The sequence below is a fragment of the Paenibacillus sp. 22594 genome (assembly GCF_052044425.1).
GTDB lineage: Bacteria > Bacillota > Bacilli > Paenibacillales > Paenibacillaceae > Paenibacillus_AQ.
The window spans coordinates 20,202-36,982 of sequence record NZ_JBQENA010000002.1 but is presented as its reverse complement, the minus strand read 5'-3'; the positions used below and the strand labels follow the sequence as shown (position 1 = coordinate 36,982).

Below are 16,781 nucleotides of genomic sequence, written 5' to 3'. Positions count from 1 at the left end.
ATTTCCCGTGTAATATATATACGCTTTGCCGAACAGAAATCCTGCTTTGAAAAGCATAAATACGGAACGGATGTCAACTTACGCATTGGCACCGTTCCGTATATTTATACCCCAAACCATCGATCTATACCATAACTGCACAAAGTTGTACATTTTTTCGGTTCCGATACAGACATAAGGGTCTTCTCAGGAAGAGACTACCACACCAGCTTGCCAAAATCGGCAAAGGCTTTGGAGTCCGCATCAATACCCGCCAACAGCGCCAGACGGTTCGCACGAATCTGTTCGTCTTCAGCCATGACCATTACGGAATCAAAAAACCCGGTAACTGCATCCTTCAGACCAGACAGAATCCGCAACGCTTCCTCCGCATTTCTGGCACTCAGCGCTTCTTGGTACGGCTTGTGTATAGCCTGCCAAGTCTCATAAAGCGTACGCTCCGCTTCTTCCTTCAGCAAAGTAGGATCTACGCTGGTTCCTTCAGCCGCTTTGGCTGCCAAATTGCTTACCCGTGTCAGTGAATCTACGGTGATTTTGAAATCAGCCTGACCATTCACAGTATCCATAAGCGCACGGCTTCTGCCTACTACAGCCACGATATCATCAAAGCCTGCAGCAATCACCGCATCCACAACATCATAGCGCACATTGTCGGATAACAGACGTTTTACTCGCAGTCCGAAGAACTCGTAAAGGTTTATACGCAGGTCTTGGGTAAAATGTTTCTCTTTGCGTAAATTTTCATGCACTTCCACCGCTGCATCAAAAATTTCCTGCAAAGAGATGGCCAGCTTATGCTCAAGTACGATCTGCACAATACCTGCCGCCTGACGGCGAAGCGCATAAGGGTCCTGTGAACCTGTCGGGATAATACCGATCGAAAAGCAGCCGACAATGGTGTCGATTTTATCCGCAAGGCTTACAACCAGTCCTACTTCGGAAGCAGGGACCGAATCTCCTGCGAACCGTGGCTGATAGTGTTCAAAGATCCCTCTGGCAACTGCTTCAGGTTCTCCAGCCTTGCGCGCATAGTCCTCACCCATGGTTCCCTGCAGCTCCGAAAACTCATTTACCATTTGTGTAACTAGATCGAATTTGCAAATGTCAGCAGTCCGGCTGACTTCAGCAGCCGTGCTAGCGGACAGTCCCAGCTTAGCCGACAGGCGGTCGGCTACTGCACGAATCCGGCGAACCTTATCGCCTACACTGCCCAGCTCTTCGTGATACACAATATTTTCGAGCTTAGCCAGCGCATCACTGATCTGCAGCTTTTGATCCTCTTCATAAAAGAACTTAGCGTCCGACAGACGTGCACGCAGCACCTTCTCATTGCCCTTGGCAATCACGTCCAGCGACTGTGCATTGCCGTTGCGTACGGTAACGAAGAAAGGCAAAAGTGCACCCGCTGCGTCAAAGACCGGGAAATAACGCTGATGCTCACGCATCGAGGTGATCAGCACATCCTGCGGAATATTCAAAAACGAAGCATCAAAAGTACCGAACAGCACTGTCGGAGTTTCCACCAGGAATAGCACTTCCTCCAGCAGATCCTCTTTGATGGCTATAGTCCAGTTTTTTTCTTCAGCCAGCTTGTGGATCTGGTTCAGAATCAGCTCTTCACGTTCCTTCACATCCACCAGTACATGCTGGCTGCGCATAGTCTCCACATACTGAGACGGCTCGGCGATGACTGCTTCCGTTCCCAGGAACCGGTGTCCCCGGCTTACATTCCCGGCTTTGACGCCGGTGATTTCAAGATCAATAATCTCCTGGCCGAAGAGAGCTACCAACCAGCGGATCGGACGGACGAATTTGAAATCATACGCTCCCCAGCGCATATTCTTCGGGAAGGTCATCGCGTTTGCAATGCTACTCAGTCCTTCAGACAACAGGGAGGAGGTATTTACGCCATCACTGTTTTTGGTGGCATAGATATATTCCACCCCGGACAGCTCTTTAAACGTGAACTGCTCCGGGGATACACCTTGGCTGCGGGCAAAGCCGAGTGCAGCCTTACTCCACTCGCCGCTCGCATCCAGTGCTATTTTGCGTGAAGGACCTTTCACTTCTTCGCTGATATCCTCTTGTCGTTCCGCCGCATCCTTCACCAGAACTGTAAGCCGGCGCGGTGTTGCGTAGGCGCTTATTCCGCTATGGGCAATGCGCGAAGCTTCCAGCCATTTAGCGGTTCTGTCCTGGAGCTGCTCCATTGCAGCACGGATGAAGCGGGCAGGAACCTCTTCCAGACCAATCTCGAACAATATATCTTTAGACAAGGTCAGCACCTTCTTTCTTCAGCAGAGGGAATCCAAGCTTCTCGCGTTCCTCCAGATATGTTGCCGCTACGGTGCGGGCAAGATTGCGGACTCTGGTAATAAAGCCCGTACGTTCGGTCACGCTGATCGCTCCGCGCGCATCCAGAAGATTGAAGGTGTGTGAGCATTTCAGCACATAATCGTAAGCCGGGAAGACCAGGTGCTTCTCCATTGCTCTACGTGCTTCTTCTTCATAGGTATTGAAGAGTGTAAACAGCATTTTGACATCGGATACTTCAAAGGTGTAGGTAGAATGCTCGACTTCCGGCTGATGGAATACATCGCCATAGGTCATGCCGTCCACCCATTCCAGATCGAATACATTTTCCTTATCCTGAATGTATGAAGCCAGACGTTCCATACCGTAAGTGATTTCGACAGCTACCGGGCTGGTCTCAATGCCGCCGACTTGCTGGAAATACGTGAATTGTGTGATTTCCATACCATCCAGCCATACTTCCCAACCCAGACCCGCGCAGCCCAGCGACGGATTCTCCCAGTTGTCTTCGACAAAACGGATGTCATGCAAAAGTGGATCTACCCCAAGCGCCTTCAGACTGTCCAGATACAGCTCCTGGATATTATCCGGGGACGGCTTGATGATTACCTGGAACTGGTGATGCTGATACAGGCGGTTCGGGTTCTCCCCGTAACGTCCGTCTGACGGGCGGCGTGAAGGCTCCACATAAGCTACCTTCCACGGCTCCGGTCCGAGCGAACGCAGGAAGGTCATGGGGTTCATGGTTCCGGCACCTTTTTCCGTATCATAAGGCTGAACGAGAATACAGTTCTGTGCAGACCAGAACTGCTGCAGCGTCAAAATCATCTGCTGAAAATTCATACTACCGACTCCTTCGCTTCACAAGTTTAACTGCGCCTCTTGCCATGGTTCATCTTGCCTGCTGTGCGATGGAGGCGTCACTTTTCTATCCTTGCTCATCACAAGACAAAAAAGCTCCCGCCCCCATGCCTGATATACAGACATAGGGACGAGAGCTTGAAATTACTCCCGCGGTTCCACCCTACTTGACCTCATCAATAATGACGAAATCCACTTTCATTCGGCCGCTTGCGTACTCCCGGGTGCCATGTTCATGAACGTTGTCCCGCCAGGCTTCCACTACCCCCGGCTCGCTTAAGCGACAAGATGTTCATTACTTTCCCGATCACTGCACGTTACTCCATGTTAGGAGCTACAACGGCGCAACTATAAAAGAAACTGAACCTATAGTAACGGATTTTTTGCATTTCGTCAAATCTTGTATTTATCAAGCTGATCCAGAAAATTCTGCGACTTCAGCTTCAGCCCCAGCTGATGGTCCATAAAGGCCCGCATAATCTTTTTGAGTTCAGCCCGTGTCTCTTCCTTCACATCTACGCTGCCAAGCCGTGTCAGATCAAGAGCAGCGAATAAACGCAGCAGCTTGAGTGCACGGGGGGAGACCTCCATTGCCGGAGGATCATTATGCCTGCAACTGCGGCAGAGGACACCGCCGAGGCGGGGGCTGAGCCGGAGTTCCTCGTCAGGCTTGTCCAGGCTGCAAACAATACAATGATCCAGCTGCGGGCCATAACCTGCTGCCTGCAGAACTTTCATTTCAAAAACATTAGTAATGATACCTGGCTCCTTGTCTTCCTCGATCGCATTCAAACAAGCCGAGAGCTGCCGGTACCAGAAGCTGCCGGTTTCTTCATCATGGAGCACACGGTCGAGCAGCTCACAGGCATATGAAGCATAAGCCGCTTTAACCAGATCCTCACGAAGCGGATGGTGAGACTTCGTAATTTCCCCGGCATTCAGTGTTCCGAGTCCCCCATTGTTGCGGAAAAACACAAATTCTCCGGTAGTGAACAGCTGGATCAAGGCAGCATGACGGCTTTTAACCTTTTTGGCACCTCGTACGAGAACGCCTACTTTGCCGGCGTTCTCGGTGCAAAGCGTAATAATCGCGTTCCCCTCGCCGTAGTCCATGCTGCGGATGACGATCCCTTCCACCCTGTATAGCATGCTTCTTCCCCCAACCACTCGGCAAGCAACCAGTCCTTATTGTGCTTCTTCATCAAGGACCTTCTCTTCCTCCGCAGGCAGCTCTATACTGCCACTAAGCGGATCTGCGGCTTCTTTGTACAGCAGATAAGCATCGACATCTCCAGTCATTGCAAAATACTTCCACGAAAAGTCTCGCATTCGTATACATCCTTTCTTCGGAAACACGATGTCTCTTCAGAAATAGGATGTGCGATAGGCCAGGATCTATCCTTGCAATTCCTGCCAAGTATATTTCAAAAAAGCCGCAGATGCGGATCTTAAAGGTCTTTGTGGAAGCCCAAATCGCGCAGAACGCGGTCCTGGTTACGCCAGTCTTTTTTCACTTTTACCCACAGCTCCAGAAAAATCTTCGAACCCAGCAGGTTCTCGATATCCGTACGGGCCCGTCTACCCACTTCTTTTAACAGCGCACCCTGCTTGCCGATTATAATCCCCTTCTGGGAATCACGCTCGACAAAAATGACAGCTGAAACATGTACAACGCCATTGGATTCGACACGCATGTCCTCAATCGCAACCGCGATGGAATGCGGCACTTCTTCGCGGGTCAGATGCAGGATTTTCTCACGGATCAATTCCGCACAGACGAATTGCTCCGGATGGTCGGTAATCTGATCATCGGGATAATACTGCGGGCCTTCCGGCAGATATTTCGCCACCTGATCCAGCAGTGTATTCACGTTGCTGCCGAGCTTGGCTGAAATCGGTACAATTTCAGCGAACTCATGCAGCTTGTTGTACTCGGTGATCAGCGGAAGGAGAGCTTCCGGCTCGATTTTGTCAATTTTATTCATCACGAGAATGACCGGTGTCTTGATTCCATTCAGCTGCTCGGCAATATAGCGGTCACCACCGCCCATGCCTTCGGAAGCGTCCACCAGGAACAGCACGGCTTCCACCTCATGCAGTGTGCTCATTGCCGTCTGGTTCATATAGTCGCCCAGCTTGGACTGTCTTTTATGAATACCCGGCGTGTCCAGGAATACGATCTGCGAATTATTAGCGGTGTATACCCCGTGTATTTTATTTCTGGTTGTCTGCGGCTTGTCCGACATGATGGCGATCTTCTGTCCAATTACCTGGTTCATGAGTGTCGATTTGCCTACGTTCGGTCTGCCGATAATGGCGACAAACCCTGATTTGAATTTCATATGATCTTCCTTCCTGAATTCATGAGTTACACCTTTTGCAAAAGCTTTTTCGATCCCCTTAAAGGCGTTTCGATCCCCCTAAATCCCCCTTAACCAAGGGGGACCCCAAGGGCCCCGGCCCTCTGGACACCCGGAAATGAGCGTGGCAGTAACTGTAGGCGTATGGGAATAAGGGATAGAGGGTGGGGCGCTTAAGTTCCCTACGGGAACACGCTTGACTGTGGAACAAATTTACTAAGGTGCTGAATGAATACTTCTATTCATTTGAAGCTCAATTCTTATTCTGCTGCACTTTGTACATTAGAATTCGCATAGAAAAGGCTGATTAACCAATCTATTGTATTCTCGAACTCTGCTGTAAGAAGTGTAGCATACGCTTAGTAAGTCCCTGAATCGATCCGTAATTTCAGGCTCACTCGGGAGCCTGCCCCTGCTCCAGATCGGCGGGTCCAAACGCGCCTGGAAGCAAATCCCGCACCGTGGTTTCCTGAATGTCACCCTTCAGGTTGCCGAGAATGACCTTCATATCCGGATTGCATAGCTCTACCATCACTTGGCGGCAGACGCCGCAAGGCGATACTGGTCCGTCTGTATCCGCAATGACTGCGATCGCCTTGAAGCTTCCAGCCTTGTGGCCATCCGCAATGGCGCGGAAAAGCGCAGTCCGTTCGGCACAGTTCGTCGGCCCAAAGGCGGCATTCTCAACATTGCAGCCATGATGAACGTGGCCGTCCTGGTCCAGCAATGCTGCACCGACACCAAAACGGGAGTAGGGGATATAGGCATTGGCCCGAGCTTTGATCGCTTCTTGTAAGAGTAGGGCAGATTCCATAGTTGTCCTCCTAAAAGTTTGTTAGGACTACTGCACTGAATAACTTCGTACAAACTGGCTTTGAGGTAAAGACAATGAAAGACGGAACGCAAAACGCAGGTCCGCCTCTCCCATAAGCTTAAGTTGTACACTGATTATGACATAAGTCCGGTGATCCAGTCCATCACAGGATGATAAAATACATAGATTCCGGCGATGACCGCAAAGACCGCCGTGAGCAGTACAGCGCCTGCGGCGGTATCTTTCGCCTTTTTAGCCAACGGATGTATCTCCGGGGAAACCAGATCAATCGTCGCTTCAATGGCGGTATTCAGCAGCTCAGCGGTCAGAACGAGCGTAATCGCAAGGAATAGCAGCATCCAGCTGGACAGGGGCAGTCTGAAAATACCAGCGGCAACAAGCACAAGTATAGCTAAAGTGCTGTGCACCTTCATATTCAGCTCGGATTTGAACGCCGAAGCAATGCCATGCGCAGCAAATCGAAAAGAGTGCCAGAACTTTTTATGGCCTACCGCTGTATTCTTGACCATTAGCGGGTCAACCCGACCTGTACCAGTACATGCTCTTGCTTGGACATCATTTCAGCCTCCGAAGCCGCATCCTGATGATCATAGCCCAACAGATGCAGGAAACCGTGGACAAACAGGAAGCCGAGCTCGCGTTCCAGAGAATGTCCATATTCCAGCGCCTGCTCCTGCGCCCGGGTCACGGAGATAATGATGTCGCCAAGAACATAAGGCACATCCTCTCCTTCTTCATCGTCCTGGGCAGTATATATAATTTCAAGCTCGTCTTCTCCGGTTTCGTTCATGGCAAAGGAGAGTACATCCGTCGGACGGTCAATCCCCCTGTACTCCATATTCAATTCGTGAATACGCTCATTATTGACAAAAGTAAGATCCACTTCGCCTTCGTCTATCCCTTCCAATTGTCCCGCCTTTTGCAGAATATTCTCCAGTAGGGTGATCAGCTCATCGCTTATTGGATGCTCTTCCTGCTCGTTGTTCCAAACGATTGCTAAGCTCATGTTGTTACGGCCCCTTCCTCTTTTTTCGGTTTTTTCACATCCTCGGGATATTCAATCCGTGAGTGAAAAATCCCCATTACCGTCTCTTTCAGTGTCCGCGCGATAATATCGAGCTCCTTGATCGTCAGGTCGCATTCATCGAACTGATGATCGTCCAGGCGGCTCTTGATGATTTTCTCAATCATCGTCTCTACCTGCACCACTGTAGGTTTGCGGAGCGAACGGACGGCGGCTTCCACACTGTCGGCGATTCCGACCACGGCGGATTCTTTGGACTGTGCCTTCGGTCCGGGGTACCGGAAGTCCTCTTCGGTGAAATCGGGCTCCACACCCTTTTCCTCAGCCAGCTTCAGTGCCTTATGATAAAAATAATGCAGGAATGTTGTGCCATGATGCTGCTCGGCAATATCGCGGATAGGCTTTGGCAGCTTGTACTCCTTCTGCATTTCCACCCCATCCCTTGCATGCGCCACAATGATTGATTTACTGAGCATCGGCTCGATCGAATCATGTGGATTCTCCATGTTGTTCTGGTTCTCTATGAAATAAAACGGCCGTTTGGTCTTGCCAATATCATGATAATAGGAGCCGACCCGGCAGAGCAATCCATCTGCGCCAATGGCCTCCGCCGCCGCTTCCGACAGGTTGCCAACCATCACGCTGTGATGATAAGTACCCGGCGTTTCCGTAAGCAGCTTGCGCAGCAGGGGATGGTTCGGGTTCGACAGTTCAACGAGCTTCAGCGCCGACAGGATACCGAAGGTAGCCTCGAAGAAAGGCATCAGACCGATAACCAGCACGGCAGTCAGCAGACCGCTGGCAAAAGAGAAGCCAATCGCATAGAGAGTCTGCGTCTGATTCCAGACGCCTCCGCCAAGCACCGTAAGCATAAAAACAGTCACGCAGCCGAACAGGGATACCATGATCCCGCCTTTGAGGAGCGTAGAACGCTGTCCCGCACGGTGTGTGGCAAAGATGGCGACATAACAAACGATAAGTGCAAAGAACCCGAAGGTAAAATCAAATACGGTGTTCTGCTGCACATTCAGAATAATGCTGGCAAGTATACTGATTAAAATGGAACAGAAGTATGCCAGGGTCATATCGAGCAGCATGGTAATTAACATCGCACCAATAGCAACTGGAGCCAGGAAACCGACATAAGAACGTACATCTGTCTGCAGGAACGCAGCCAGCTTCATCGTAATAATCGTAATTATGAATACCAGCACCAGCATCAGCAGCTGGGAGTTATTATACTTAAAGCCGGAGGCTCCCCCGGTATAACGGATGAAGGTCAAAAGGCCAAAGGACAGCATAGCTGAAAGCAGCAGCAACCCAAATTGCGGCCAATAATTAACCTCGTTGCTCAGCAGGCCGTTGTCATCCAGAAGTGCATATAACTCGGGAGTGATTAGCTCTCCTTTGGCAACGAGTACATCCCCCTGCTCAATGAACACATCAGGTGTATTCTCCCGGGCCTGTACCTTGGCTTCTTTGGTCGCATCCTCATCGTAGAACTTGTTGCTTGTAATCACGAGCCGCACCAGTTCCTGCACAACCTCACGGGCCGTGCGCTGGCTAAGCGAACTGACGCTGACCTGCTCAGCCACTTTGGCACGTGCAGACTGGGCGTCGGTAATCTGATCGTTCATTAGCTTCGTTACGATATCCCGGGCAACCGGCTTCATCTCGATAATATCCTGAGAGGTCAGACGCGGGATTTTGATAAAAGTCTCTTCTGGAATAACATACGTCTGATCCTTGATCACCGACTGCATTTCATCCAGCAGATGTTCGGAATAGGTACCGGAATTTCGGCTGGAGGTCACAAAATTCAATATAAAATCATTGGCCCGCTGAGGAATCTCCTCCCGGTAAATCGCCGTTTTGTCGGATTGCGAGATGAGATCATCCTGATTCAGCCTGTCAATCCGGTCGAGCAGGGAGGTTACGAGATTGTCCGCTCTCATTGGAATGATTGCATAACGGTTGGTTACAATCTCAGCCGCTTCTTCCTGGGCTTTAAGCTTGGCTTTGGTGTCTAGGATTTGCTTGGGTGCTGTGATTTCCTTGGCACTGTGGGTTCCCTCTTTGATGTCATACTTCTTGGGTACCAGGTCTGATGACAGGCTGAAGTAGAAAATGAGCCCAAGTAACAGGAAAAGAGCATAGCGCGTTACCGCGCTATACTTCCAGCCGTTGTTGCTGTATACAAATCCGCTTAATTTAGATGGTTGCTTTGAGGCCATGAAGACAGTCCCCTTTTTTATTCGCGGTTTTCGGCAGAGCGTTCATAGGCGACGATAATTTTCTGTACCAGGGAATGCCGGACTACATCCTGTTCTGCGAAATAGACAAAACCCAGCTCATCAATGCCTGATAAAATCGCTTTGGCTTCGATCAGGCCCGATTTCTTGCCGCGCGGCAGGTCGATCTGGGTGACATCCCCTGTGATCACCATCTTGGAGCCAAATCCAAGGCGGGTCAGGAACATTTTCATCTGTTCCGGGGTTGTATTCTGGGCTTCGTCGAGAATGATAAAGGAATCATCCAGCGTGCGCCCGCGCATGTAAGCAAGCGGGGCGATCTCTATCAACCCACGCTCCAGTGCCTTGGCGACCTGATCGGGGCCCATAACGTCGTACAGGGCATCGTAAAGCGGACGGAGGTACGGATCTACCTTTTCCTGCAAATCGCCAGGAAGGAAGCCCAGGCTCTCTCCTGCTTCCACAGCCGGACGTGTAAGAACTATACGTTTGACGGAGCCTTCCTTCAGCGCTGTAACCGCCAGCACAACAGCAAGATAGGTTTTGCCGGTACCGGCTGGCCCGATGCCGAAGACGATGTCCCGCTTTTTGATGGTAGTTACGTAATGCTTCTGGCCAATCGTTTTGACGCGGATGGGCTTGCCGCGGAAGGTGGTCGTGATTTCACCTTTGAACAAATCAAGCAGCTGGTCGGCCCGGAAATCCTTGGCCAGCTCCACCGCATACTGAATATCCCGTTCACTGAGTATGTAGCCGCTGCGGATCAGGGAGAGCAGCACACCAAAGAGCTGTTCCAGCATGTCCACTTCCCGCTCCGCTCCGCGAACCGTAATTTCAGCTTCACGCGAGTCAATCACGGCAGGAATTTCACTTTCGATTATTTTCAGAAAACCATCCTGCGGGCCGAACAGGGATTGCGCTTCTCCCGCATTTTGCAAAGATATACGAATGCTTGCAGTCTGTTCTGACAAGTAGCCTCATTCTCCTCAGTTGTTTACTATCGGAAGTTCTTCCGTGATTCTCTCTTCCACTTCAAAGAGCACTTTCATATAAACTTTACCATTGTCTTTCTTCTCATGCAAAATTTTTTGACTTTTTATGGTGCTGTCGGTGCCGTAACGGGCCAAAATATCGTTCTTCGCCCGCATGATCCCCTCTTGCCGCGCAGCCTCGGGTGTCAGTGTATCAGTTGTGCTACGGACCTCCATCTCCTTCTCGGTCATCAGCCCCAGCGGCAGCTGGAATGACCGCCACGTCAACGGATCTTGCTCCGTAAGCGTACGTGATTCCGTAAAGCCCGATACACCGTATCCCCACAGCTGAATCGCCCATTTGCCAAGCACCAGATAGGTGCGGTCCTTCCGTTCTCCAGTATAGGAGCTTCCCGCTCTTTTCAGCGGTACCTCTATATTGTATTCATGCCAGACGAGCCCTTTCACTTCGCCTTTGGCAACAACAAATTCCATATTTTCTTCATCACCCAGTGTGCCGGAGATCAATATCTGCCCTTTTTTAACCCGTGTGTTTCGGCTTACTACAGGTCTGCCCTGCTCCGCGTAGATTTCGCTGACCACTGCATCGGTCCTGCTGACCAGATGCCGCGGATTGAGCAGAGGCTTTTTCTCCGGCTGGTCGGACTCCACAATCTGGATTTTGACGCTCGTCCCGGTCCGCTGCACCCCTACCCAGGAGACACCCGGAAGCTCTGAGGTCAGCGCTTTGGAGAGCTTGTCCGGATCATCCATGCGCCAAATCCACTGAAAGGGGTATACTCCCTCTTGTCGTGCGGCCTGCAGGATATCCTCAGAAGCAATCCGGTTGTTGCCTTCAATGCGGATGGTCCATACCATCGAGGATAGCAGCAGCAGGCCAATGCCGAACAGCAGCACACCTGCGGCAAAAAACTTCCGTTTCCACAGCCTGGCCGCCCGGAACGGCAGTCCATTTCTGGCTGTGACCCGCGAGCGGCAGCCTGTCTTTTTCAAGAGCGGCCGAAGGACAAAAAAGTCATCCAGCAGCAGGTTCAGGGAAGCACCGTTGCCGGCAGGCCTCACGTCCCAGATCACGATACCTGCTTCAGTTACAGCGTTGATAAACTTTTCCACCTGCGGTCCCGTCACATGCAGTGTAACGAACCCCCGCAGTGATGACAGAGGCGGTTCCTTCATGATTTCTCCTCGCTTCCCTTGTATCTGATTTCTCCGATAACTCCCTCTACCGTCAGCTCCTGACCCAAAATATTGCGAATCATAAGCCCCTCGCCGGAAATCTCCAGCGAACCGTTTACTAACGCCAGCTTCAACTGCTCCGAGGAAAAATGCAGGACGCCGCGGTGGTTTTCGATATAAAGTTCTTTATTGCCGATCAGGGTGATACGGGGCAGCTCCTGCAGTACATCCTGCGGAAGATCCAGCACCCCGTTTGTCCATCCCCGCAGCCTGCGGCCAATACGGGTCATAAGTAGACTTCTCCCCCTTCCTGCCTTCTGTACACCTTATGCGGGAGCGCTTTTGTTTATGAGAAGAACTCGGGAAGCGAATAACAAGTACAAGTAAGCATCAAGCAGAAACGGCTTCGCCGTCCTTTAAAGGACGGTACCGTTTCAGCGAGAAATAGAAGGATAATTTATAGCGTGAAACATATGAATTCTTATATTTGAAGCAAAAAAGCTCCGGACTCCTCATAGGAATCCGAAGCTTACTGGCTATCTGCGAAAAGTTCGGGGCTGCCGCGACCGCGGGGGACCCAGTATTTCCGCCCATCGGAGACCGTCCTGCAGTGCCTTGCGGTCTGCTCTGAAATCCCGGTCAACCTCTTGGACGGCATCAGGCCGTTTACCGGCGTTTCCAGAGCCCACGGTGGACGCACTCCCGCTAAATTGCGATTCCAAGCGTTTCAACTCCCGCTCCATCCGCTCTGCACGGACTTGTACGCCATCTTCCCGGGCTTGCTCTAAAGAAACACCTTCACCAGTCTGGTAATCGGGGGACGGCGACTCAGCAGATTCCGGCCATGCCGGGGATGCATCATATTCCGGCACCGGGAAGGAAGCCAATGGCCTGCTAAGATTAGGGGAATCGCCTCCGGGAACAGGAAAACCACTGCGCTCATTTATCGGCTTGCTCTGCGTTCGCCTGGAAGGATGAAGGGGATTACCTCCTCCACTTCCAAAAGTAGGCATTCCTCCGCGCGAAGCGGTGTCCCCCTTCTTTTTCCCCGCCTTATTCAGACTCGAAATGATTGCGATGATTATAATCGCTGCTACATAAATCAAGCTGCCCATGGGACTCACATCCCCTTATTTATTGGTTGGACGGCTGTTGTCATCACCGTCGTTTAGTTTGCCAAGCGAACCGCGCATTTGGGTGTCAGCTTCGATATTTTTGAGATTCATATAATCCATGACTCCAAGTTTGCCGGAGCGCAGCGCTTCCGCCATAGCCAGCGGCACTTTGGACTCAGACTCGACTACAAGTGCTTTCATCTCAACGACACGGGCCTTCATTTCCTGCTCATGGGCGACAGCCATTGCTCTGCGCTCCTCTGCTTTGGCCTGGGCAATCCGTTTATCTGCCTCAGCCTGTTCGGTCTGCAGATAGGCACCAATATTCTTGCCTACATCAATGTCTGCAATATCTATGGACAGAATTTCAAAAGCCGTCCCCGAATCCAGTCCCTTAGATAATACAGTCCGGGAGATGGAATCAGGATTTTCCAGCACGTCCTTATGGGAATCACTTGAACCAACTGTGGTGACGATCCCCTCCCCTACACGGGCAATGATGGTTTCTTCACCTGCACCGCCGACGAGGCGGTCAATGTTGGCGCGTACGGTTACTCTCGCTTTTACCTTAACCTCGATACCATTCTTGGCTACTGCGGCTACAATCGGAGTTTCGATAACGCGCGGATTAACACTCATCTGCACCGCCAGCAGCACATCGCGTCCAGCCAGATCGATCGCAGCGGCACGCGTGAATTCCAGCGGAATGTCTGCACGCTGCGCAGCGATTAGCGCATTCACAACCCGGTCTACATTCCCACCCGCCAGATAATGGCTTTCGAGCTGATTAATATTCACGCCAAGCCCCGCCTTGGTTGCCTTGATCAGCGGATTGACGATCCGGCTTGGCGTAACCCGCCGGAGTCTCATCGCCACCAGGGTAATAATACTGATTTTTACTCCGGCAGCCCAGGCTGAAACCCATAACATGACCGGGAAAAAGCTGAAAAACACACTCAACACAACAATCACAACAACCGCGATCAGCAAAATCGTAATAGTAGACGCTTCAATCATACCTCTTCCAACCTCCGTTAAAATGTAATTTCACAATTCTTACTTCGCGGCTTCCTTCACAACCACTCGTCCGCCTTCGACCTTAATCACAGAAATGGAAACACCTGTGTCAATAAAGGAGCCCTCGGTGACCACATCCACCCGCTCCCCATTCAGACTGGCCGTTCCTGCCGGACGAAGCGGTGTGATACTGACGCCGGAGGCTCCAACCAAACTAAGCTTCTCCAGCACAGGCACAAATCCCTGCTCTTTGGTTAGGCTGTCCTTCAGAATAAACCGGTTCCATATCCCCCGCTCCTTGAAAGTGACAGCCACAGCAATAATGACTACTGCCGCTGCTGCAAAAGCAATGCCCAGACTGAACAACGCATGTGTATAGCTGTAAGCAGCCCTTACTACGCCCGCTACGAGGAGTACAGAGCCCAGAATACCGAGTATGCCAAAGCTTGGGACAAACAGTTCCAGAATCAGCATCACAAGCCCCAGAATGAACAACAGCCAGGTCTCAGCACCGGCAAAGCCTGCCACGTAATTACCGAAGAAATAAAGCGCAAAGGCCAGCGTGCCGATAATCCCCGGAACACCAAAGCCCGGAACCAGCATCTCAATGACAATTCCCGCAATTCCGATGAAGAGCAGAAGTGTCATCACAATCGGATTGGTCAGAAAATGCGACATTTTTTCTGCACCCGTATGCTCCACGCGAAAAATGTCTTCTGTAGAATAGCCCAATGAGGTGATCGCTTCTTCAGGCGTACTTGCGATGCTGTCTGCGTACCCGGCTTTGAGCGCTTCATCGCTGCTTAGTGCGATAATCTGGCCCTGTGCCTTTTCCACGCCAAGCTCGGGTTTGTTGACGACAATATTCTTATCCATCATCCCGGCAGCTATTTCCGGGTCACGCCCGTTCAGCTCAGCGGCACCGACCATTTTTGATTTCCAATAGGACGTGAGCTTAGCATCTTCCACACTATTTCCTCTGCCGTCCACCAGGGATGCTGCACCAATCATACTGCCCGGTTTCATAATGATGTTTCCTGCATTCAGCGCAATGTAGCTGCCTGCTGAAGCGGCATCCCCCCTGATGTAGGCTGCAGTCGGAATTTTACTGTCGCGTACCATCATGCCGATCTGCTCAGCCGAATCCACGAGTCCGCCCGGTGTATCTATTTCCAGCAAAATCAGAACAGCCCCGTAGTTTGCCGCCTCCTGGAATCCCCGCTCCAGAAAGTTCTGGAGCCCACGTTCAATTTCCTGATCTACCGGAATGATAAATACAGGCCCATTCTTGGACACAGGCGCAGCTGCCGATGTACCCGGCGAAGCCTTGTCTGCGCTTGCCACACCCGCTATCGGTATCAGCAGCAGCAGTAATAGGAGAACGGAAATACTGGATACCGCGATTTTACGAAATCTGTCCAAGGCCTTACCTCCTCTTCACATAATTCAAGCTCTTAGTGCATAGTACGCCCCTTAGACACAAGCGTTTCAAAACAAAGTTAAAGAATGCAGCATAAAAAGAGACACATCAAAGTCTATTCTTAGAATGTGTCCCTATCATAATCTTATAAACCTACAAATGCATAAATTCCCCAAAAAATGAAAAACACCCCTTAATAAAGGGGTGCTAGCGTTATATTATTGCAGAAATTGCAGAACCGCCTGGTTCACGAGTTTACCATCGGCGCGACCTTTTACCTTAGGCATCAGTGCGCTCATCACCTTACCCATTTCACTTTTCGAAGAAGCACCGGTTTCCTGGATGGTCTGCTGTACAATTACTTTAATTTCTTCTTCGGAAAGCTGTTCAGGTAGGTATTTCATGATAATCTCGATTTCTGCCTTCGTACTCGCGGCAAGCTCGTCGCGACCCGCTGATTCAAATTCTTGGAGGGCATCTTTGCGCTGTTTGATTTCACGACTAAGGATATCAAGCACTTCGTTGTCGTCTAATGTTCTCTTCAAATCTATTTCAAGATACTTTATTGTAGAACGAACCATTCGAATCGTGGAGAGTGTGAACTTGTCCTTACTCTTCATCGCTTGCTTCATATCTTCGTTTAATCGTTCGCTAAGATTCATGCGTGGGTAATCCTCCTAAAACTTTCTCTTACGAGCAGCCTCAGACTTCTTCTTGCGCTTTACGCTTGGCTTTTCATAATGCTTGCGTTTCTTCACCTCAGCCAAGACACCATCTTTAGCAATGGAACGTTTAAAGCGACGAAGTGCAGCATCAATTGTCTCGTTTTTGCGAACTTTCGTTTCAGACACCAGTTTTCCCTCCCTCCGACCAGACCGTCCAAGAGCATAACAACACGGTTCATCAAATTTCATTATAGGTCAAAGCGAAATAAGGTGTCAACCTTCGTGTTATTCTTTTTTTCGGCCAGGTACTTCCGTATTTAAAATCTGTCAGGCGTGGGATGCCGAATTTCCGACAAGAGCGCCTAATTTGGCCCCGCCAAGCAAGTGATAGTGGAGATGTGGCACGGCTTGTCCGCTATCCGGTCCGCAATTGTTAATCAGGCGGTATCCGCTGTCTGCAATCCCAAGCTGGACAGCAATTTGCTGCGCCACGGCATGAATCTCACCGATCAGCGGCAGGTCCTCAGGTGCAACGTCATTCATGGAAGCTATGAACTTCTTTGGAATAATCAGCACATGTACCGGAGCTGCAGGCTCAATATCATAAAAAGCCAGAATCCGTTCATTTTCGAATACCTTCTTGGAAGGTATCGAACCTTCAATGATTTTGCTAAACACGGTTTCCATCGGGACGCTTCCTCCTATAGTTGTGGTGAAAAGCCAGCAGGTGAATCCAGCTTGTGCTAATCCG

General features: G+C 50.7%; 18 protein-coding genes. All 18 read right to left on the bottom strand.

The features are described from left to right. Nucleotides 1-197: 197 nt before the first annotated feature. Nucleotides 198-2,276 (bottom strand): glycine--tRNA ligase subunit beta, encoded by a 2,079-nt coding sequence (glyS, locus tag ACTJKB_RS06970; RefSeq protein WP_440832806.1) that lies wholly within the window; start codon nt 2,274-2,276, stop codon nt 198-200. Next, nucleotides 2,269-3,156: a glycine--tRNA ligase subunit alpha gene (glyQ, locus tag ACTJKB_RS06965; RefSeq protein WP_074112497.1), complete on the bottom strand. Its 888-nt coding sequence runs from the start codon at nt 3,154-3,156 to the stop codon at nt 2,269-2,271. Before glyQ ends, glyS begins: the two co-directional genes overlap by 8 nt. Before the next feature lie 411 nt (nt 3,157-3,567). Next, nucleotides 3,568-4,323 (bottom strand): DNA repair protein RecO, encoded by a 756-nt coding sequence (gene recO / locus ACTJKB_RS06960; RefSeq protein WP_074085693.1) that lies wholly within the window; start codon nt 4,321-4,323, stop codon nt 3,568-3,570. 36 nt (nt 4,324-4,359) lie between these two features. Then, nucleotides 4,360-4,503: a YqzL family protein gene (locus tag ACTJKB_RS06955; RefSeq protein ID WP_074085694.1), complete on the bottom strand. Its 144-nt coding sequence runs from the start codon at nt 4,501-4,503 to the stop codon at nt 4,360-4,362. A gap of 119 nt (nt 4,504-4,622) precedes the next feature. Beyond that, the gene (gene era / locus ACTJKB_RS06950; RefSeq protein WP_074112500.1) at nt 4,623-5,516 is read right to left on the bottom strand and encodes a GTPase Era; all 894 of its coding nucleotides are present in this window, start codon (nt 5,514-5,516) and stop codon (nt 4,623-4,625) included. Between the two features lie 412 nt (nt 5,517-5,928). Next, complete coding sequence (cdd, locus tag ACTJKB_RS06945) at nt 5,929-6,348, bottom strand: cytidine deaminase (protein WP_440832803.1); 420 nt, start codon at nt 6,346-6,348, stop codon at nt 5,929-5,931. Between the two features lie 134 nt (nt 6,349-6,482). After that, a complete protein-coding gene (locus tag ACTJKB_RS06940; protein ID WP_440832801.1) occupies nt 6,483-6,878 on the bottom strand; it encodes a diacylglycerol kinase family protein in 396 nt (131 codons plus the stop codon). Continuing rightward, nucleotides 6,878-7,375, bottom strand: a complete 498-nt coding sequence (gene ybeY / locus ACTJKB_RS06935; protein ID WP_440832799.1) for an rRNA maturation RNase YbeY — start codon at nt 7,373-7,375, stop codon at nt 6,878-6,880. Before ybeY ends, ACTJKB_RS06940 begins: the two co-directional genes overlap by 1 nt. After that, nucleotides 7,372-9,627, bottom strand: a complete 2,256-nt coding sequence (locus tag ACTJKB_RS06930) for an HD family phosphohydrolase (RefSeq protein WP_440832798.1) — start codon at nt 9,625-9,627, stop codon at nt 7,372-7,374. Before ACTJKB_RS06930 ends, ybeY begins: the two co-directional genes overlap by 4 nt. Nucleotides 9,628-9,644: 17 nt before the next feature. After that, on the bottom strand, nt 9,645-10,616 hold the full coding sequence (locus ACTJKB_RS06925) for a PhoH family protein (protein ID WP_074085700.1): 972 nt from the start codon (nt 10,614-10,616) through the stop codon (nt 9,645-9,647). Between the two features lie 15 nt (nt 10,617-10,631). Beyond that, entirely contained in the window at nt 10,632-11,813 is a 1,182-nt protein-coding gene (gene yqfD / locus ACTJKB_RS06920; protein ID WP_440832796.1) for a sporulation protein YqfD, read from the bottom strand. Beyond that, complete coding sequence (gene yqfC, locus ACTJKB_RS06915) at nt 11,810-12,103, bottom strand: sporulation protein YqfC (protein ID WP_440832795.1); 294 nt, start codon at nt 12,101-12,103, stop codon at nt 11,810-11,812. The genes yqfD and yqfC overlap by 4 nt, the downstream gene beginning before the upstream one ends. A 246-nt stretch (nt 12,104-12,349) precedes the next feature. Beyond that, nucleotides 12,350-12,928 (bottom strand): hypothetical protein, encoded by a 579-nt coding sequence (locus ACTJKB_RS06910; RefSeq protein WP_440832793.1) that lies wholly within the window; start codon nt 12,926-12,928, stop codon nt 12,350-12,352. A gap of 15 nt (nt 12,929-12,943) precedes the next feature. Beyond that, the gene (gene floA / locus ACTJKB_RS06905) at nt 12,944-13,945 is read right to left on the bottom strand and encodes a flotillin-like protein FloA (RefSeq protein ID WP_074112507.1); all 1,002 of its coding nucleotides are present in this window, start codon (nt 13,943-13,945) and stop codon (nt 12,944-12,946) included. Nucleotides 13,946-13,984: 39 nt separating this feature from the next. Continuing rightward, nucleotides 13,985-15,367: an NfeD family protein gene (locus tag ACTJKB_RS06900; protein WP_440832790.1), complete on the bottom strand. Its 1,383-nt coding sequence runs from the start codon at nt 15,365-15,367 to the stop codon at nt 13,985-13,987. 216 nt (nt 15,368-15,583) lie between these two features. After that, on the bottom strand, nt 15,584-16,027 hold the full coding sequence (locus ACTJKB_RS06895; RefSeq protein WP_074085706.1) for a GatB/YqeY domain-containing protein: 444 nt from the start codon (nt 16,025-16,027) through the stop codon (nt 15,584-15,586). 15 nt (nt 16,028-16,042) lie between these two features. After that, complete coding sequence (gene rpsU, locus ACTJKB_RS06890) at nt 16,043-16,216, bottom strand: 30S ribosomal protein S21 (protein ID WP_005547957.1); 174 nt, start codon at nt 16,214-16,216, stop codon at nt 16,043-16,045. 141 nt (nt 16,217-16,357) lie between these two features. Continuing rightward, on the bottom strand, nt 16,358-16,717 hold the full coding sequence (locus tag ACTJKB_RS06885; protein ID WP_074085707.1) for a histidine triad nucleotide-binding protein: 360 nt from the start codon (nt 16,715-16,717) through the stop codon (nt 16,358-16,360). Between the last annotated feature and the right edge of the window lie 64 nt (nt 16,718-16,781).